General features: G+C 60.2%; 17 protein-coding genes. 10 read left to right on the forward strand and 7 right to left on the reverse strand.

Translation table 11 applies throughout. From position 1 onward, the window contains the following. The first annotated feature begins 31 nt into the window (after positions 1-31). The 8 genes from rodA to ASC74_RS23945 all read left to right on the forward strand — a co-directional run bounded on the left by rodA (position 32) and on the right by ASC74_RS23945 (position 7,666). Complete coding sequence (gene rodA, locus ASC74_RS23910; RefSeq protein WP_046048707.1) at positions 32-1,135, forward strand: rod shape-determining protein RodA; 1,104 nt, start codon at positions 32-34, stop codon at positions 1,133-1,135. A 17-nt stretch (positions 1,136-1,152) separates the two neighbouring features. Then, positions 1,153-2,163 carry a lytic murein transglycosylase B gene (gene mltB / locus ASC74_RS23915; protein ID WP_056744562.1) on the forward strand — a complete coding sequence of 337 codons (1,011 nt, stop codon included), beginning with the start codon at positions 1,153-1,155 and terminating at the stop codon, positions 2,161-2,163. After that, positions 2,163-3,173 carry a septal ring lytic transglycosylase RlpA family protein gene (locus ASC74_RS23920; RefSeq protein ID WP_056744564.1) on the forward strand — a complete coding sequence of 337 codons (1,011 nt, stop codon included), beginning with the start codon at positions 2,163-2,165 and terminating at the stop codon, positions 3,171-3,173. Before mltB ends, ASC74_RS23920 begins: the two co-directional genes overlap by 1 nt. A gap of 183 nt (positions 3,174-3,356) precedes the next feature. Then, positions 3,357-4,514: a D-alanyl-D-alanine carboxypeptidase family protein gene (locus ASC74_RS23925; RefSeq protein ID WP_033054153.1), complete on the forward strand. Its 1,158-nt coding sequence runs from the start codon at positions 3,357-3,359 to the stop codon at positions 4,512-4,514. Positions 4,515-4,594: 80 nt separating this feature from the next. After that, positions 4,595-4,870, forward strand: coding sequence for a DUF493 domain-containing protein (locus ASC74_RS23930; RefSeq protein ID WP_008152827.1), 276 nt, complete (start codon positions 4,595-4,597; stop codon positions 4,868-4,870). Next, entirely contained in the window at positions 4,870-5,517 is a 648-nt protein-coding gene (gene lipB, locus ASC74_RS23935; RefSeq protein ID WP_056744566.1) for a lipoyl(octanoyl) transferase LipB, read from the forward strand. The genes ASC74_RS23930 and lipB overlap by 1 nt, the downstream gene beginning before the upstream one ends. Position 5,518: 1 nt before the next feature. Beyond that, positions 5,519-6,541, forward strand: coding sequence for a lipoyl synthase (gene lipA / locus ASC74_RS23940; protein WP_008152832.1), 1,023 nt, complete (start codon positions 5,519-5,521; stop codon positions 6,539-6,541). A 174-nt stretch (positions 6,542-6,715) separates the two neighbouring features. Beyond that, positions 6,716-7,666: a S66 peptidase family protein gene (locus ASC74_RS23945; protein WP_056744568.1), complete on the forward strand. Its 951-nt coding sequence runs from the start codon at positions 6,716-6,718 to the stop codon at positions 7,664-7,666. A gap of 135 nt (positions 7,667-7,801) precedes the next feature. Here the strand turns inward: ASC74_RS23945 and ASC74_RS23950 are convergent, their stop codons facing one another. The 5 genes from ASC74_RS23950 to leuS all read right to left on the reverse strand — a co-directional run bounded on the left by ASC74_RS23950 (position 7,802) and on the right by leuS (position 13,812). Beyond that, complete coding sequence (locus tag ASC74_RS23950; RefSeq protein ID WP_056744570.1) at positions 7,802-9,124, reverse strand: lytic murein transglycosylase; 1,323 nt, start codon at positions 9,122-9,124, stop codon at positions 7,802-7,804. A 62-nt stretch (positions 9,125-9,186) separates the two neighbouring features. Beyond that, positions 9,187-9,351: an alternative ribosome rescue factor ArfA gene (gene arfA, locus ASC74_RS23955; RefSeq protein ID WP_056744572.1), complete on the reverse strand. Its 165-nt coding sequence runs from the start codon at positions 9,349-9,351 to the stop codon at positions 9,187-9,189. Positions 9,352-9,434: 83 nt separating this feature from the next. Continuing rightward, the gene (holA, locus tag ASC74_RS23960) at positions 9,435-10,472 is read right to left on the reverse strand and encodes a DNA polymerase III subunit delta (protein WP_056744574.1); all 1,038 of its coding nucleotides are present in this window, start codon (positions 10,470-10,472) and stop codon (positions 9,435-9,437) included. A 39-nt stretch (positions 10,473-10,511) separates the two neighbouring features. Then, on the reverse strand, positions 10,512-11,117 hold the full coding sequence (locus ASC74_RS23965) for an LPS-assembly lipoprotein LptE (protein WP_056744576.1): 606 nt from the start codon (positions 11,115-11,117) through the stop codon (positions 10,512-10,514). 88 nt (positions 11,118-11,205) lie between these two features. Beyond that, positions 11,206-13,812 (reverse strand): leucine--tRNA ligase, encoded by a 2,607-nt coding sequence (leuS, locus tag ASC74_RS23970; protein WP_056744578.1) that lies wholly within the window; start codon positions 13,810-13,812, stop codon positions 11,206-11,208. A 279-nt stretch (positions 13,813-14,091) separates the two neighbouring features. On the opposite strand from leuS, the gene ASC74_RS23975 reads away from it, so the two are divergent. After that, positions 14,092-14,412, forward strand: coding sequence for a hypothetical protein (locus tag ASC74_RS23975; protein WP_056744580.1), 321 nt, complete (start codon positions 14,092-14,094; stop codon positions 14,410-14,412). Between the two features lie 108 nt (positions 14,413-14,520). Then, positions 14,521-15,282 (forward strand): YdcF family protein, encoded by a 762-nt coding sequence (locus tag ASC74_RS23980; protein WP_056744582.1) that lies wholly within the window; start codon positions 14,521-14,523, stop codon positions 15,280-15,282. Between the two features lie 113 nt (positions 15,283-15,395). Here ASC74_RS23980 and lnt read toward each other — a convergent pair whose 3' ends face one another. Both lnt and ASC74_RS23990 read right to left on the reverse strand, forming a co-directional pair. Next, on the reverse strand, positions 15,396-16,919 hold the full coding sequence (lnt, locus tag ASC74_RS23985; protein WP_056744584.1) for an apolipoprotein N-acyltransferase: 1,524 nt from the start codon (positions 16,917-16,919) through the stop codon (positions 15,396-15,398). A gap of 8 nt (positions 16,920-16,927) precedes the next feature. Then, on the reverse strand, positions 16,928-17,767 hold the full coding sequence (locus tag ASC74_RS23990) for an HlyC/CorC family transporter (protein ID WP_008152854.1): 840 nt from the start codon (positions 17,765-17,767) through the stop codon (positions 16,928-16,930). Between the last annotated feature and the right edge of the window lie 4 nt (positions 17,768-17,771).

Genomic DNA, 17,771 nt, shown 5'->3' on the forward strand with positions numbered 1-17,771 from the left:
TTTCGATCGCATCCTCTCCAGTGAGGATGTGATGCGTCGCCGCGCGACGCTGTTGCAACGCATGCACATTGACGGCCCGTTGCTGATCCTACTGCTGACCCTCGCCGCCGGCAGCCTGTTCGTGCTGTATTCGGCCAGCGGCAAAAGCTGGGATCTGCTGGCCAAGCAAGCCACTTCGTTCGGCATCGGCCTGGTGTCGATGATCGTCATCGCCCAATTCGAACCGCGCTTCATGGCCCGTTGGGTGCCAGTCGGTTACGTGGTCGGCGTGCTGTTGCTGGTCGTCGTGGACGTCATGGGCCACAACGCCATGGGCGCCACGCGCTGGATCAACATTCCCGGGGTGATCCGCTTCCAGCCCTCGGAATTCATGAAGATTCTGATGCCGGCGACTATCGCCTGGTATCTGTCCAAGCGCACCTTGCCGCCGCAGCTCAAGCATGTGGGCGTCAGTCTGTTTCTGATTGGGTTGCCGTTTATCCTGATCGTGCGTCAGCCCGACCTCGGCACTTCGCTGCTGATTCTCGCCGGTGGCGCGTTCGTTCTGTTCATGGGCGGCCTGCGCTGGCGCTGGATTCTCAGCGTGATTGCCGCGGCTGTGCCGGTGGCGGTCGGCATGTGGTACTTCATCATGCACGACTACCAGAAGCAGCGAATCCTGACCTTCCTCGATCCCGAGAGCGATCCGCTGGGCACTGGCTGGAACATCATTCAATCGAAAGCCGCCATCGGTTCCGGCGGTGTGTTCGGCAAGGGCTGGTTGCTCGGTACCCAGTCGCACCTGGACTTCCTGCCGGAAAGCCACACCGACTTCATTATTGCGGTCATGGGCGAAGAATTCGGCCTGGTGGGTATTTGCGCACTGCTGCTGATTTACCTGCTGTTGATCGGTCGCGGACTGGTGATTACCGCCCAGGCCCAGACATTGTTCGGCAAATTGCTCGCGGGCAGCCTGACCATGACGTTTTTTGTTTACGTTTTCGTCAACATCGGTATGGTCAGTGGCCTGTTGCCGGTTGTGGGGGTGCCGTTGCCGTTCATTAGCTACGGAGGAACTTCGCTGGTGACGCTGCTGTCAGCGTTTGGGGTTTTGATGTCGATCCATACCCATCGCAAGTGGATCGCTCAGGTTTGAATAAGGTGAAGATTTCAATGCAAGTAATGCGTGGCTGGGCGACTCGATATGCGCCATGGGTCGGCCTGGTAAGCATCCTTGGCACAGCGCAGGAAGCGTTGGCCGGCGATTACGAAGGCTCACCGCAGGTGGCTGAATTCGTCGGTGAAATGACCCGCGACTACGGTTTTGCCGGTGAACAGCTGATGGGCGTGTTCCGCGAAGCCGAGCGCAAGCAGTCGATTCTGGACGCGATCTCGAAACCGGCCGAGCGGGTCAAGCAGTGGAACGAATATCGCCCGATGTTCATCACCGACGCGCGCATCGCCCGTGGTGTGGACTTCTGGCGTCAGCACGAGGGGGTACTGGCCCGTGCCGAGCAGGAATACGGCGTGCCGGCGCAGGTTATTGTTTCGATCATCGGCGTTGAGACCTTTTTTGGCCGCAATACCGGCAATTTTCGGGTAATCGACGCCTTGTCGACCCTGGGTTTCGACTATCCTCCCCGTGCCGAATTTTTCCGCAAGGAATTGCGTGAGTTCCTGTTGCTGGCCCGGGAAGAGCAGGTCGATCCGCTGACCCTCAAAGGCTCTTACGCCGGGGCGATGGGTTTGCCGCAGTTCATGCCGAGCAGTTTCCGCGCCTATGCGGTGGATTTTGACGGTGACGGCCACATTAATATCTGGACCGATCCGGACGATGCCATTGGCAGCGTCGCCAGTTATTTCAAGCGTCACGGCTGGGTGGCCGGTGAACCGGTGGTCAGCCGCGCCGATGTGCGTGGCGATCAGGTGGACGAAGGTTTGACCACGGGCATCGAACCGACTAAAACCGTCGGGGAGTTGCGGGCGCTGGGGTGGTCAAGTCATGATGCGCTGCGCGATGATATGCCGGTCACGGCTTTCCGCCTGGAAGGTGACAATGGCCCCGAATACTGGATGGGCCTGACGAATTTTTACGCAATCACGCGTTATAACCGCAGCGTGATGTACGCCATGGCCGTACATCAACTGTCTGAACAGCTGGTCCAAGCACGGGGCGTCAAGTAATGCGGGCATTGCCTATGAATAAACCCCTGAAGCTGATGGCATTCGCCGCGTTGGCGGTGCTGGTCGCCAGTTGCTCGACCAGCCGTTCGCCGACCCAGAAGTCTTCCACCGCCGTGCGCGCAGCGCCAGGCCTGGACATCAACCGCGCGCACAAAGATGGCGCGCCGTGGTGGGACGTCGATGTATCGCGCATCCCGGATGCCACGCCGACCCTGCACACAGGTCCTTATAAAGCCAACCCATACACCGTGCTGGGCAAGACGTATTTCCCGTTGCAGGAATCCAAGACCTACGTGGCCTCGGGTACTGCGTCCTGGTATGGCACCAAGTTTCACGGTCAGAACACCGCCAATGGCGAGGTTTACGACCTGTACGGCATGAGTGCTGCTCACAAGACCTTGCCGCTGCCAAGTTACGTTCGGGTGACCAACCTGGACAACAACAAGAGCGTAGTCCTGCGAGTCAACGACCGCGGGCCGTTCTACTCGGACCGAATCATCGACTTGTCCTACGCCGCCGCCAAAAAACTCGGCTATGCCGAAATCGGCACGGCGCGGGTCAAGGTTGAAGGCATCGACCCGCAAACGTGGTGGGCTGCCAAAGGCCGTCCGGCGCCTTTGATGCTCAACGAGCCTCAAGTAGCGCAAAATGCCGCGCCGACGATTACCGCTTCGGCGGGGACGGTAGAGCAGTGGACGCCACCGCCGCAGCAACACGCTTCGGACACTGTGCCTGTGCCGATCGATGCAAAAAAAAACGCTTCTGTACCAGCCTCTGGCCAGTATCTGCAGGTGGGCGCGTTCGCCAACCCGGACGCTGCAGAACTCCTGAGATCGAAGCTCAGCGGGATGGTGAGCGCTCCGGTGTTCATCAGTTCAATCGTGCGCAATCAACAGACGCTGCATCGGGTGCGCCTGGGGCCGATCGGCTCGCCGGGTGAAATCCAGCAAGTGCAGAACAGTGTGCGCCTGGCCAATCTCGGTTCGCCGAGCCTGGTCACTGCCGAGTAATACGTAGTACTTGATTGACGGTTCGCTTGCGGTTTGGGGGGCGGACCTGGTTGTTGGCTCGTTAAAGAACAAAAGCCCGGCAAGGGTTCTGAGTGAACGACTGAACACGCGATGGCCCGTTAGAAGGCTGTCTGATTAGTTTTGCCCCTTAGGGCAGTTTCCATTAGCGATTTCGAGAGACGGATGAACATCACCACCTTTGCCAAACGCCTGTGTCTGCTAGTCCCGCTGCTCCTCTCGCCTGCCGCTTTCGCGGTCGAGATGATGCCGTCGCCACCGCAACTGGCCGCCAAAGCCTATGTACTCATGGACGCCAGCAGCGGCAACGTGCTGGTGGAGAACAACGGTGACCAGCGTCTGCCGCCGGCCAGCCTGACCAAGCTGATGACCGCGTACATCGCGACCCTGGAAATCCGTCGTGGCCAGATCGGCGAAAACGACCCGGTGACCGTCAGCGAAAACGCCTGGCGTACCGGCGGTTCGCGGATGTTCATCAAGGTCGGCTCGCAAGTCACTGTCAGCGACCTGCTGCACGGCATCATCATTCAGTCGGGTAACGACGCCAGCGTTGCGCTCTCCGAGCACATCGCCGGCAGCGAAGATGCCTTCGCTGACATGATGAACAAAACCGTGGCCGATCTGGGCATGACCAACAGCCACTTCATGAACCCGACCGGCCTGCCGAACCCTGAGCACTACTCGTCGGCTCACGACATGGCGGTGCTGGCTCGCGCGATCATCCACGAAGACCCGGCTCACTACGCGATCTACTCGCAGAAAGAGTTCTTCTGGAACGGCATCAAGCAACCTAACCGTAACCTGCTGCTGTGGCGCGACAAGACGGTCGACGGCCTGAAAACCGGCCACACCGACGAAGCCGGCTACTGCATGGTGTCTTCGGCAGTACGTGATGGCATGCGCCTGATCGCTGTGGTGTTCGGTACCAACAGTGAAGTGGCTCGCGCCTCTGAAACCCAGAAGCTGCTGACTTACGGTTTCCGTTTCTTCGAAACCCAGACGTTCTATCAGAAAGGCGCCGAGCTGGCTCAGGCTCCTGTCTGGAAAGGCACCACCAATCAAGTCAAGGCCGGCCTGGCAGAAGACCTGACCATGACCCTGCCAAAAGGCCAGCTGAAAAAGCTCGCCGCCAGCATGACCATGAACCCGCAACTGGTTGCGCCGATCGCCAAAGGCGACGTAATCGGTAAAGTCGAAGTGAAGCTGGACGACAAAGTCGTGCATAGCGCTGATCTGATCGCTCTGGACGCGGTCGACGAGGGTGGTATCTTCCGCCGCATGTGGGATAGCATCCGTCTATTCTTCTACGGCTTGTTCAACTGAATTAGTGTGGACCTGCATGGCCCTGTTCCAATCCGGAGTGGGGCCATGTCCGTTGCCACGGCTTACGAGGCCGTTACGCCATGACAGACACCGAAGTAAAGGCGCCAAAAATCGAATTCCCCTGCGCGGATTACCCTATCAAGGTGATCGGCGACACCGGCGTGGGTTTCAAGGACAAGATCATCGCAATCCTTGAGAAACACGCGACCGTTGACCACAAGACCCTGGCCGAGCGCCAGAGTACCAACGGCAAGTACACGACCATCCAGCTGCACATCATCGCCACCGGTCAAGAACAGCTGTACGACATCAACAGCGAGTTGCGGGCTACCGGTTTCGTGCACATGGTGCTGTGATGTCTGCCGCGGTGGGCTTTCGCGAGCTCGGCCAGATGGCTTACGAGCCGGTCTGGCATGCCATGCAACGCTTCACCAACGAACGCGGCAGCGATGCCGCGGACGAGATCTGGCTGGTCGAGCACCCACCGGTGTTCACCCAGGGGCAGGCCGGCAAGGCTGAGCACTTATTGCTCCCGGGGGATATTCCGGTGGTAAAGGTTGATCGCGGTGGTCAGGTGACTTATCACGGTCCCGGCCAATTGGTGGCCTACCTGTTGCTCGATGTGCGCAAGCTGGGTTTCGGCGTGCGTGACCTGGTCAGCCGCATGGAACAATGCCTGATCGAGTTGCTGGCCAGCTACGGCGTGACCGCCGTGGCCAAGCCTGATGCACCGGGTGTCTACGTCAATGGGGCGAAAATCGCTTCTCTGGGTCTGCGGATCCGCCACGGTTGCTCCTTTCATGGCCTGGCCCTGAATGTGGACATGAACCTGGAACCGTTTCGACGGATTAATCCCTGCGGCTACGCCGGGCTGGCGATGACCCAGCTGAGCGATCACGCAGGATCGATTGAATTTGCCGAGGTAAGTGCCCGGCTGCGCGCGCAGCTCGTCAAACACCTCGACTATGCTGAGCAGACGACCCTAACGGGCGGAATCGACTGATATGACTACTGATGCAGTGCAAACCATGATCCCGACGCTGGATGTCACCGAGCGTCCGGCCCCGCGTGCCAAGGTTGAAGCCGGCGTCAAGCTGCGCGGCGCCGAGAAGGTTGCACGTATCCCGGTGAAGATCATTCCGACCACCGAACTTCCGAAGAAGCCTGACTGGATTCGCGTGCGTATCCCGGTTTCCCCGGAAGTCGACCGCATCAAGGCCCTGCTGCGCAAACACAAGCTGCACAGCGTTTGCGAAGAAGCATCCTGCCCGAACCTGGGCGAATGCTTCTCCGGCGGCACCGCGACCTTCATGATCATGGGTGACATCTGCACCCGTCGCTGCCCGTTCTGCGACGTCGGCCACGGTCGTCCGAAGCCACTGGACACCAACGAGCCGGAAAGCCTGGCCATCGCCATCGCCGACCTGAAACTCAAGTACGTAGTGATCACCTCGGTTGACCGCGACGACCTGCGTGACGGCGGTGCACAGCACTTTGCCGACTGCATCCGCGAGATCCGCAAGCTGTCGCCGAACGTGCAGCTCGAAACCCTGGTCCCGGATTACCGTGGCCGTATGGACGTAGCGCTGGAAATCACCGCTGCCGAGCCACCGGATGTGTTCAACCACAACCTGGAAACCGTGCCGCGCCTGTACAAGGCTGCGCGTCCGGGTTCGGATTACCAATGGTCGCTGACCCTGCTGCAACGCTTCAAGCAGATGATGCCGCACATTCCGACCAAATCCGGCCTGATGCTCGGTCTGGGCGAGACCGACGAAGAAGTGATCGAAGTCATGAAGCGCATGCGCGAACATGACATCGACATGCTGACCCTGGGCCAGTACCTGCAACCGTCCCGCAGCCACTTGCCGGTCCAGCGTTTCGTGCACCCGGACGTGTTCGCCTGGTTCGCCGAGGAAGGTTACAAGATGGGCTTCAAGAACGTCGCTTCCGGCCCGCTGGTACGTTCCTCGTACCACGCTGACGAGCAGGCGAAACTGGTTAAAGCCGAGCTGATGTCGTCCTGATCGGCTGCAAGACATGAAAACGCCCGCAAGGCCTTGCGCCTTGCGGGCGTTTTTTTGCCTTGCCCACGGCAATCAGCGCTTTTTCCTGCAACTTGCGGGGCAACGAACCCTCTTCTGTTTGTCCCCGTTCCTGACTACTGTGTGCTTGACGCTTTCACGCAGGGAGATTCATGGATGACCGTTCGACCGACTCACACCCTTTGTCCACATGCACCCGTTCCAGCCTTGCCGTCGCAAGGGCTGATCGGCGTTATTGCGCCCGCCGGTCCCGCAGCGCTGGACACCGATAAGGCCATCGCCTGGATGCGCGCTCGCGGATACTCACTGAGGGTTTTCCCCGGCGTGTATGAGAAAGACGATTACCTGGCCGGCAGCGACGATGTGCGACTCAATGACCTGCACGCAGCGTTTGCCGACAGTGAGGTCGACGCCATCATTTGCATGCGTGGGGGTTACGGTACGCCGCGGTTGCTCGATCGCATCGACTTCGAATTGCTGCGCAACAATGCCAAGCCGTTCATCGGCTACAGCGACATCACCGCGCTGCACTTGGCGATCAGCCGTTATGCGGGCTTCGTGACCTTTCATGGCCCGATGCTCAACGCCGACCTGCTGGGTGACAAGCAGAAACCTACCGAGTCGTCCTTTTTCAACATGCTCAGAGGGCAGGTGAAGGTGGGCAGCGTGCTGGCGCACCCGGCCGCCTACCCGTTGACCACAATCGAGCCTGGTATCGCTCACGGGCGTTTGCTGGGGGGCAATCTGTCGCTGATCGCTGCGACCATGGGTACGCCGTATGAGTTGGATGCCGAGGGCGTCATCCTGTTCATCGAGGACATTAACGAGCCGCTGTATCGCATCGACCGGCTGCTGACTCATCTGCGTCTGGCCGGCACGCTGCACAAGCTGCGCGGGGTTCTGGTGGGGGATGTGGCGGGGGTTGATACGGTTGCGTTGGAGCGCTTGCTCAAGCAGATCTTCGAGCCATTGCGGATACCGGTGTTGTCCGGTTGGCGCAGCGGGCATTGCGATCCGAACCTGACGTTGCCGATGGGGGCTTTGGTCAGGCTCGATGCGGGGAACAAGGAATTGGTGTTGGAGCAGGATGTGGTTGTCAGGCGCTAGAGTGTTGTCGCCTGTTAGTCAGTCATCGTCGGAACGCCGCCCGGAGCAAGCTCGCTCCCACATGGATTTCGGTCGAACACAGATCCAATGTGGGAGCGAGCTTGCTCGCGATGGCGGCATCCGCCATACGGCTGACTATCGGTTACGCAGGCCTTCCAGCAACTTGTGCGTCGGATACCCATCCGCCGGCCAGCCAAACGACTGCTGGGCGCTGCGGATCGCCTTGCGGGTGTTGGCGCCGATAATGCCGTCGGCGTTGCCCGCGTCATAATTCTGCGCGCTCAACAGACTTTGCAATTCGATCCGCTCGGTGCGGCTCAGCGGCAAATCATCTTTCGGCCATGTGCCGTTGATCAGGCCGGCGCCGTTGAAGCGCTCGGACAACAGGCTAACGGCCAAGGCGTAGGACGACGAGTTGTTGTACTTGAGGATCGCGCGGAAGTTGTCGAGGACCAGGAACGCCGGGCCACGGTAACCGGCCGGCAGCAGCAGGGCGGCTGACAGGTGTTCGGAGCCTGGCGGGACCTGGCCGCCATTGGGCAGGGTGACGCCCAGTTGCAGCCATTCGGCGACGCTCTTGCGAATCGTGCCATCGGCCAGGACGTAGTTGAAACTGCCCGGTAGCTGCACTTCAAAGCCCCACGGCTGGCCTTTCTGCCAGCCCGAGCTTTGCAGGTAGTGCGCCGTCGAGGCCAGCGCGTCGGCCGGGCTGCCCCAGATGTCGCGGCGGCCGTCGCCATCGAAGTCCACGGCGTGGGTGTTGTAAGTGGTCGGGATGAACTGGGTCTGGCCCATGGCACCCGCCCAGGAGCCGAGCATTTTCTCAGGCTCGATATCACCCTGTTGCAGGATCTGCAGGGCGGCGATCAGTTGCGCGTGGGCAAAACCGGGACGTCGGCCTTCATAGGCCAGGGTCGCCAGGGAGTTAATCACCGACTTGTTGCCCTGGAACTGCCCGAAGTTACTTTCCATGCCCCACACCGAGACCAGTGCCTGACGATCGACGCCGTAGCGCTGCTCGATGCTTTGCAGGATGTCGGCGTACTGGTTGACCAGTGCCTGACCATTGCGTACCCGTAGCGGCGAAAGGGCGCCGTCGAGGTATTCCCACACCGGGCGGGAGAATTCCGGCTGACTGCGGTCGGCGCGGATAACGCTGGTATCGAGGCTGACATTGGCGAAGGCGCGGTCGAACAGATCTGCGCGGATACCGGCGGCCAGAGCGTCCTTGCGGAAACCTGCCTGCCATTCGGCGAAGGTCTGGGTGGGCTGGATGTCGAGGTTATCACCGGTCGGAACCACGGGCGGAATGACCGCGGGGGCTGTCGCGACGGGGAGGGTTTGAAGCGGCTTGGCGTCGGCTGCGGTCGGTTTTTCCGCGCAGGCGACTAGCAAAACGAGGCTGGAGGCAGCTATCAGTTGGCGCAGGGGCCAACGACGGGAAATACAAAGGGGCATGCACGGGTCCAGGGAGTACGAATCAGGTGCAGACCTTAACATGTTGAGCGAGCGCTTGCCTTTCAGGCCGCCAGAAAGTAAGAAGCCTCCCAGCTATTAGACTGGAAGGCTTCGCGGCGGTAGCTGCCTTTGCCCTTGCCGGCGGGTTCCTGACGGCTGCGGAACAGTGGCTGGGCGATGATGGATTTGGCCTTGTTCGGGCCATGCTTCGATGGCTTTTTGCTCATGATCAGATCTCTCGATTGAGTGGGTTTTGCGGGGGAAATAATCTGCCGAAGTTGGGGGGCTGTCTAGAGGGGAAATTCAGATCTTATTCAGCGGGCAATGTCAGTCGCTGGCCAGCCATCAACAACGTCAACCGACTGAGGCTCATCCACGGCGAACCGGCCGCCTGGCCTTTGATCTGCGCGTCGATGCGCTGAGCTTCCAGCAACAACTGCGCCCAGCGTTGCGCCGAGTAGCGTTGCAAGGCTTTGCTCATCAATGGTTTGCGTTTGTCCCAGACCGGCGGTCGGGCAGAGCTGAAGGCTTTGTCCAGTGGCACGCCCTGGCTGTACTGCAGAGACAGGTTGGCCAGCAGGCGCAGCTCCCGGGCCAGCGCCCAGAGAATCACGGGTGGTTCGACGCCTTCACCGCGCAGCCCTTCGAGCATGCGCAGGGCATGAGCCGCTTCGCCGTTGAGAATCGCATCGGTCAGTCCAAAGACATCGAAGCGCGCACTGTCGGCCACGGCCGCTTGCACGGTTTCAACGGTGATCTGACCACCTTCGGCCATCAGCTTGAGCTTTTCGATTTCCTGGGCTGCCGCCAACAGGTTGCCCTCGACCCGTGCGGCGATCAGTTCGACGGCGTCCTGGCTGGCGGAGAGCCCGGCCTGGGACAACCGTTGACGGATCCAGCTCGGCAACTGGTTGGCCTCTATTGGCCAGATTTGCACGAACTGGGTCTGCTGACCTTCGACCAGTGCCTTGCCCCACTTGGTTTTCTGCGCACTGCCATCAAGTTTCGGCAGGCTGATCAGCAACACCGTGTCTTCGGCGGGTCGTGAACAGTACTCGATAAACGCGGCAGCGCCTTTGTCGCCGGGTTTGCCGGACGGCAGACGCAGTTCCAGCAGGCGCTTTTCGGCGAATAGCGACATGCTCGCGCCGGCTTGCAGCAACGTTCCCCAGTCGAAACTGGCGTCGGCGGCGAAGACCTGGCGCTCGTCGAATCCCTGTTGGCGGGCGGCGGCACGAATGGCGTCGGCGGCTTCCTGACACAGCAGTGGGTCATCGCCACTGATGATGTAGACCGGCGCGAGGGCACCTTGCAGGTGTTTGGCGAGTTGGGCGGGGGCGAGTTTCATAGGAGAGGTCGAACGGGGCGCCTGAGCGCCCCGTAAGTCTTACTGCTGCGGCAGTTCGATTGGCGACTGGCGCGGGGTTTGCGCTTCAGCCTTCTGCGCCGCTTCCAGTGCATCGGCTTCAGCCTTGGCTCTGGCTTCGGCGGTCTGTTGCAGCTGATCCAGCTGGGTCGGCGTGATCTGTTGCAGGCGCAGCATCATCCGTTGAACCAGTTCACGACGGGTTTCCTTGCGGGCGTCGTTGCCTTCCTGGTCGGAACCCACCAGGTTGTTGCCGTCGTGCATGAAGACCTTCTGCACTTCGAGCTTGTCGCTCAGCAGCGACAGGTCGCGCCCACCACGGATATCGTAGTTCAGCACCGTCGTCACCTGATACTCGCCAGTGCGACCGGCACCTGCGTAGCTGAGGATGCGCTGGTTTTCCTGCTCATCGGTCAGCACCAGCTTGTAAGGTGCACCGCTGTAGACCTTGACGCCGCTGCTTTCCAGCACCTGACGCAGTTGCGTCACGGTTTCGCCGTAGGCGTTACGGGCACTCAGGTCGAGTTCCTTGATCGCCAGTTCGGTGGTGCCGGTGCCGCGCAGCTGGAAACCGCAGGCGCTCAACAGGACCGCAAGGCCCATCACCAGCAAATTGCGTTTGATCATCTTGTTGCTCCCCTTGAAACCATGTGGGCCGATCTAGCGGCCCGAAAGGTTTTACTCGGCGCCAGGCATGACCTGGCGCCTGATCCAATTAGCTGGCGACGATATTGACCAGTTTCCCGGGCACTACGATCACTTTACGAATGGTCAGACCGTCGACAAAGCGCAGCACGTTTTCGTTGGCCCGTGCGGCGGCTTCGACTTCTTCGCGGCTGGCGCTGGCGGGCATTTCGATGTGGCCGCGCAGCTTGCCGTTGACCTGGATGACCAGTTGCAGGCTGTCTTGCACTAACGCACTTTCGTCCAGCACCGGCCAAGTGGCGTCGATCACCGGATCGGCGTGACCCAGGCGATGCCACAGCTCGTGGCTGATGTGCGGAGTGATTGGTGCCAGCAGCAGGACCACGGTTTCCAGACCTTCGTGAATCAGTGCGCGATCCTGCCCAGTGCCTTGCGGGGCTTTTTCCAGCACGTTCATCAGCGTCATCACCTGAGCGATGGCGGTGTTGAATTTGTGGTTCTGGCCGACGTCGTGGCTGGCCTGCTTGATGGCCTGGTGGATCGAACGGCGAATGACTTTCTGTTCGTCATTCAGGCTGGCGACGTTCAGTTTGCCCGGCAGGCCCTGAGTAACGTGCGCTTGAGCCAGGCGCCAGACGCGCTTGAGGAAGCGGTGCGAACCCTCTACCCCGGAGTCGGACCATTCCGCGCTCATGTCGGGTGGCGAGGCGAACATCATGAACAGGCGGCAGGTGTCTGCGCCGAACTGGTCAATCATCGACTGTGGGTCAACGCCGTTGTTCTTCGACTTGGCCATCTTCTCGGTGCCACCGATTTCCACCGGCAGGCCGTCTGCGATCAGCTTGGCGCTAATGACTTTGGCTTTGCTGTCGCGTTCGAGTTCGACGTCCGCCGGGTTGAACCACGTGTAGGCACCGTTGGCTTCGCGACGATAGTAGGTCTCGGCGATCACCATGCCTTGGGTCAGCAGGTTCTTGAACGGCTCGTTGGAGCTCACCAGGCCTTCATCGCGCATCAGCTTGTGGAAGAAGCGCGCGTAGAGCAGGTGAAGAATCGCGTGTTCGATACCGCCGATGTACTGATCAACCGGCAACCAATGGTCGGCCGCCGATTTTTCCACCAGACCGCCTTCATAGTGCGGCGAGGCGTAACGGGCGTAGTACCACGAGGACTCGACAAAGGTGTCCATGGTGTCGGTTTCACGCTTGGCCGGTGCGCCACATTTCGGGCAGCTGCACTCATAGAACTCGGGCATGCGTGCCAGCGGCGAACCCGCGCCATCCGGTACGACGTCTTCCGGCAATATGACTGGCAATTGATCTTCCGGGACCGGCACATCACCGCAGCTGTTGCAGTGGATGATCGGGATCGGGCAGCCCCAGTAGCGCTGGCGGCTGATGCCCCAGTCGCGCAGGCGGAACTGGGTGCGCGAGGCGCCGAGGTTCTTCTTGATCAGCGCGACTTCGATGGCGTCGAAAGCGCCCGCGAAGTCGAGGCCATCGAACTCGCCGGAATTGATCAGCGTGCCGTATTCGTTGTAAGCGTCCTGCCACGGAGTCGGCGTTTCGTCGCCAGCGCTGGTGCGCACGACAGGTTTGACCGACAGGTTGTATTTGGTGGCGAACTCGAAATCACGTTCGTCGTGCGCTGGAACGGCCATTACCGCGCCATCGCCATAGTGCATCAGCACATAGTTGGCGACCCACACCGGGAGTTTCTCACCGGTCAGCGGATGCTCGACGAACAGCGAAGTGCGCAGGCCTTTTTTCTCTTGGGTGGCGACGTCGGCTTCGGCGACGCTGCCGCCCTTGCATTCAGCGATGAACGCTTGCAGCTCAGGGTTGTTCTGCGCGGCCAGGGTCGCCAGAGGGTGTTCGGCGGCTACGGCAACGTAGGTCGCGCCCATCAGGGTGTCCGGACGGGTAGTGAACACTTTCAGAACACCGGCTTCACCGATGGAAGCGACGTCGTAAGGGAACTGCACTTCCATGCCGCGGGATTTGCCGATCCAGTTGCGCTGCATGGTCTTGACCTGTTCAGGCCAGCCAGTCAGTTCGTCGAGGCTCTCCAGCAGCTCATCCGCGTAAGCGGTGATCTTGAAGTAGTACATCGGAATTTCGCGCTTTTCGATCAGCGCGCCGGAACGCCAGCCGCGACCGTCGATCACCTGTTCGTTGGCCAGAACGGTCTGATCGACCGGGTCCCAGTTCACGGTGCCGCTTTTTTTGTAAATCACGCCTTTTTCGAACAGGCGAGTGAACAGCCATTGTTCCCAGCGGTAGTAATCAGGCTTGCAGGTGGTGACTTCGCGGGACCAGTCCACCGCGAGGCCCAGGCTGCGCAGCTGGGTTTTCATGTAGGCGATGTTTTCGTAGGTCCACTTGGCGGGCGCTACGTTGTTCTTCATCGCGGCGTTTTCCGCCGGCATGCCGAAGGCGTCCCAACCCATGGGTTGCAGGACGTTCTTGCCTTGCATGCGCTGGTAGCGGGAGATCACGTCGCCGATGGTGTAGTTGCGCACGTGCCCCATGTGTAGCTTGCCGCTGGGGTAAGGGAACATCGACAGGCAGTAGAACGTCTCCTTGCCTGGCTGTTCACTGACTTCAAAGGACTTTTGCTCGTCCCAGAACGACTGGGCGGCGGCTTCGATTTCACGGGGCTGATATTGTTCGTGCATGGCTACTTTTGAACTGAATAGGGGTGGCCTAATCCTCTTCAATGCAACGCTGGACGGTGATCACGCCAAATCGGCGTTTCGGTGCCCAGACGAGCTGGAAGTGGAGTTACAGGAAGCGCCGTAGCATACATGACCGCACTCTACCGAGGGAAACCCTGATTGCTGCTGCGGGTCGCCCAAAAACCGCTGCGAGGGCCGTTGGTCGCAGCATTCAGCCGGTTTGTTCATGGAAGCTAAGCTCTAAATGGGGAGTGAGTCTTATCTTCAATGAGGTGATGGATGGTTGAGTCACGGCAAAAAGTTACAAAACCGGAGCTGTACGAAAGATTGATCGATCGTCTGGGAATGGCCCTGGACGCGGCAAAAACCGCTAACCGGTTACGCGATGAGCGTCCGCTGGAACTGGAGTTGCGTGGCTTGAGCCCCGCAGAGTTTGCACTGGTCAAGGCGTATCTCGATCGCAGTGAACGTGAGACACACGGATGCTTGTCAGAAGCAGTGAAGCAACTCGACGCACCACGTTCGGCCAAGATCATCTGGCTCAAGGACAAGGTTCCCGGCAGGGACGCAGTAAAGGTCCGGTCTTTGCAATTCAAGTAAGGACACTGGAAGTAATGTCTGATGTATTTGTGAAGCATAGCCCTTTCGTATTTGTTGTCGCATTGCGTCAACCCACTTAGGCTTCGGGCATCTTTTTGGAGATGCTCGATGCCTTTTCGATATTTCGTTAAACAACTCCTGTTGCCGCCCGGCATTCTTTTGCTGCTGTTGGTGCTTGCCTGGTGGTTGCGTCGCTCAAGACCGCGCCTTGCCGGGTTGTGCTTTGCGTTGGGCGTGGGTGGCTTCTGGCTGATGAGCTTGCCGGTGGTGGTGCAGTGGGGTGCCAAGGCGCTGGAACGTGAAGCGCCGCTGGCTCGCGATGAATGGGCGACATTGGCTCAGCACGCTGACGCGATTGTAGTGCTGGGCGCGGGGCGTGAACGTGGCGATCTGGCCTGGGGCGATGACCAGCCGACGGGTGTGGCGCTGCAGCGCGAGCGTTATACGGCGCGGCTGGCCAAGGCGTCGGGCTTGCCGGTCCTGACCAGTGGCGGCCTGCATTACGGCACGCCGCCGACTGAAGCCAGGTTGATGGCCGACTCGTTGCAAGATGATTTCGGCGTGACGGTGCGTTGGCAGGAGGGGCGCAGTCGCACGACCTGGGAGAACGCGCAGTTCAGCGCGGAAGTGTTGTTGCCGGAAGGGATCAAGCGCGTGGTCGTCGTGACTCAGGCCTGGCACATGCCGCGAGCGGTCTGGAGTTTCAAAAAGGCAGGATTTGAAGTGGTGCCAGCGCCAGTGGGGTTTTTAGGCGTGGACAACGCCCGGCCACTGGGCGGCTGGATGCCGGAATTCAAGTCGATCTGGCAGAGCGGGCAGTTGTTGAATGAGGCGGTGGGGCAGGTGGGGTATTCACTGTTTTACCGCTGAAGATCAAAAGATCGCAGCCTCGTTTCACTCGACAGCTCCTACAAAGTACGCAATCCCCTGTAGGAGCTGTCGAGTGAAGCGAGGCTGCGATCTTTTTGCAGGCGCCGCGATACCTAAACGGTCTTGGCCATCCGACTTGCGATCAGCGCCCAACCAAACAACAACACGCAAACAATGATCAGCGGCCACGAACGCCATTGCAGATAGGGCGTCAGGTTGTGCATTGGCACCACTTCACCGTACAAAATACCGCGTTCGAACTGCGGGATCTGCACGGTGATCTGGCCGAACGGGTTGATCAAACCGGTCACGCCGTTGTTGGTGGCGCGGATCATCCAGCGACCGGCTTCCAGTGCGCGCATCTGCGCCATTTGCAAGTGTTGCAGCGGGCCGATGGACGTGCCGAACCAGGTGTCATTACTGATGGTCAGCAGCAGATCGCTATGCGCTGCAAGGCTGGCGGCGAATTCCGGGTAAACCACTTCGTAGCAGATGAACGGCGCAATCTGATAACCCTTGGCCTGCAGCATCGGCTGATCGACGGGACCGCGGGCAAAGTCCGACATCGGCAGGTCGAAGAAGGCGATCAGCCCGCGCAGCATGTCCTGTAACGGAACATATTCGCCAAACGGCACCAGCTTCTGTTTGAGGTAAGTGCCATCGCCTTCACCCACGACGGTGATGCCGTTGTAGAAATGCTTCTGGTGATGGACTTCCTCGCGAATCGGCACGCCGGTAATCAGCGCGGACTTACGCTCTGCCGCGAAGCTTCCCATCATGTTCAGGTAGCCCTCGGCGGACTCCTTGAGTACCGGGATGGCCGTTTCCGGCCAGATCAGCAAGTCGACCGGTTTCGAGCTGAAACTCATGTCGCGGTACAGCGCCAACTGCGCGTTGAGCTGCGCCGGGTCCCACTTCATGCTTTGTTCGATGTTGCCCTGAATCGCCGCGACACTTAGCGGAGCACCCGACGGGGTTGTCCAGGCGTGTTCCTTGAGCGCCATGCCGGCCACCCAAGGGCCGACCAGCAGCAACACACCCGCGGCGATGAAGCCTTTGCGGCCGGTACGCACCAGACGCAAAGCGTTATAGATCAGCGCTGCCGTCAGGGCCAGGGTGAAGGAAATCAGCCACATCCCGCCGAGTGGCGCGAGCCCGGCCAACGGGCCGTCGAGCTGGCTGTAGCCGGAATAAAGCCAGGGAAAACCGGTCAGGAACCAGCCGCGAAAGGCTTCCTGACCGACCCACAACGCCGCAAACGCCAAGGCATCGGCCAGCGGCGCTTCGTTACGGCGCAGCCAGCGCGCCCAGATCCAGGCGGGCAGGGCGAAGAACCAGGCTATCGCCGCCGTGAAGATCAGCATCAGGAAACCGGCCAATAGCACCGAAGCGCCGCCGAAGTGGTGAATGCTGTAGTAGATCCAACTGGTGCCAGCGCCAAACAGGCCGAAACCGAAACACCAGCCACGGCCCAGGGCCTGACGGGGGCTCAGTTCACGCAAGCCGGCATAGAAGAAACCGACCGCCAGCAACGCCAACGGCCAGATATCGAACGGCGCCAGGGCCAGGGTGGTGAGTGCACCGGCCGCCACGGCCAGCAGGTTACCGGGCCAGCCGGGGCGGGTTACGCGGAGCATGTCAATCCTTAACGGGCAATGGGCGTCAGGCGAAGCAAATGAATCCGACGGCTGTCGGCGTTCAGGATGCGGAAGCGATAAGGGCCGATTTCAGTGATTTCGTTGCGTTTTGGCAGGTGCCCGAACGCGCTCATCACCAGACCACCGACAGTGTCGAATTCGTCATCGGAGAATTGGCTGTCGAAGAACTCGTTGAAGTTCTCGATCGGCGTCAGGGCCTTGATCAGGAAGTCACCGCTGGGCAGCGGCTTGATGTAGCTGTCTTCTTCGACGTCATGCTCGTCTTCGATGTCGCCGACGATTTGTTCCAGCACGTCTTCGATGGTCACCAGACCCGCCACACCGCCGTATTCGTCAATGACGATGGCCATGTGGTTGTGGTTGGCGCGGAACTCGCGCAGCAGCACATTCAGACGCTTGGACTCGGGCACGAAAGTGGCCGGGCGCAGCAGGTCCTTGATGTTGAAGCTGTCGCCGTTCTCCTTGAGGATCAGCGGCAGCAAGTCCTTGGCCAGCAACACGCCCATCACGTCATCGTGGCTTTCGCCGATCACCGGGTAGCGGGAGTGGGCCGAGTCGACCACGGCAGGCAGGAACTCGCGGGGTGTCTGGGTCGCCTTGATGCTGATCATCTGCGAGCGCGGGACCATGATGTCCCGTACTTGCAGGTCAGCAACCTGGATGGCGCCTTCGACGATGGCCAGCGCTTCGCTGTCCAGCAACTTGTTTTGGTGTGCATCGCGCAGCAGCTCCAGCAGCTCCTGGCGGTTCTTCGGCTCGTGGGCAAAAGCCTGGGTGAGCTTACCCAGCCATGACTTTTGCCCGTTGCTCGATCGATCTTCGCTCATAGCG

The organism is Pseudomonas sp. Root329, from assembly GCF_001424925.1.
Taxonomy (GTDB): Bacteria; Pseudomonadota; Gammaproteobacteria; order Pseudomonadales; family Pseudomonadaceae; genus Aquipseudomonas; species Aquipseudomonas arabinosi.

Coding starts and splice junctions, on each gene's coding strand:
- lipB (WP_056744566.1), top strand. CDS start 4,870: ATGTCTGCCGCGGTGGGCTTTCGCGAGCTCGGCCAGATGGCTTACGAG.
- mltB (WP_056744562.1), top strand. CDS start 1,153: ATGCAAGTAATGCGTGGCTGGGCGACTCGATATGCGCCATGGGTCGGC.
- ASC74_RS23925 (WP_033054153.1), top strand. CDS start 3,357: ATGAACATCACCACCTTTGCCAAACGCCTGTGTCTGCTAGTCCCGCTG.
- ASC74_RS23965 (WP_056744576.1), bottom strand. CDS start 11,117: ATGATCAAACGCAATTTGCTGGTGATGGGCCTTGCGGTCCTGTTGAGC.
- ASC74_RS23930 (WP_008152827.1), top strand. CDS start 4,595: ATGACAGACACCGAAGTAAAGGCGCCAAAAATCGAATTCCCCTGCGCG.
- ASC74_RS23920 (WP_056744564.1), top strand. CDS start 2,163: ATGCGGGCATTGCCTATGAATAAACCCCTGAAGCTGATGGCATTCGCC.
- rodA (WP_046048707.1), top strand. CDS start 32: ATGCGTCGCCGCGCGACGCTGTTGCAACGCATGCACATTGACGGCCCG.
- lipA (WP_008152832.1), top strand. CDS start 5,519: ATGACTACTGATGCAGTGCAAACCATGATCCCGACGCTGGATGTCACC.
- ASC74_RS23990 (WP_008152854.1), bottom strand. CDS start 17,767: ATGAGCGAAGATCGATCGAGCAACGGGCAAAAGTCATGGCTGGGTAAG.
- lnt (WP_056744584.1), bottom strand. CDS start 16,919: ATGCTCCGCGTAACCCGCCCCGGCTGGCCCGGTAACCTGCTGGCCGTG.
- ASC74_RS23975 (WP_056744580.1), top strand. CDS start 14,092: ATGGTTGAGTCACGGCAAAAAGTTACAAAACCGGAGCTGTACGAAAGA.
- arfA (WP_056744572.1), bottom strand. CDS start 9,351: ATGAGCAAAAAGCCATCGAAGCATGGCCCGAACAAGGCCAAATCCATC.
- ASC74_RS23945 (WP_056744568.1), top strand. CDS start 6,716: ATGACCGTTCGACCGACTCACACCCTTTGTCCACATGCACCCGTTCCA.
- ASC74_RS23950 (WP_056744570.1), bottom strand. CDS start 9,124: ATGCCCCTTTGTATTTCCCGTCGTTGGCCCCTGCGCCAACTGATAGCT.
- ASC74_RS23980 (WP_056744582.1), top strand. CDS start 14,521: ATGCCTTTTCGATATTTCGTTAAACAACTCCTGTTGCCGCCCGGCATT.
- holA (WP_056744574.1), bottom strand. CDS start 10,472: ATGAAACTCGCCCCCGCCCAACTCGCCAAACACCTGCAAGGTGCCCTC.
- leuS (WP_056744578.1), bottom strand. CDS start 13,812: ATGCACGAACAATATCAGCCCCGTGAAATCGAAGCCGCCGCCCAGTCG.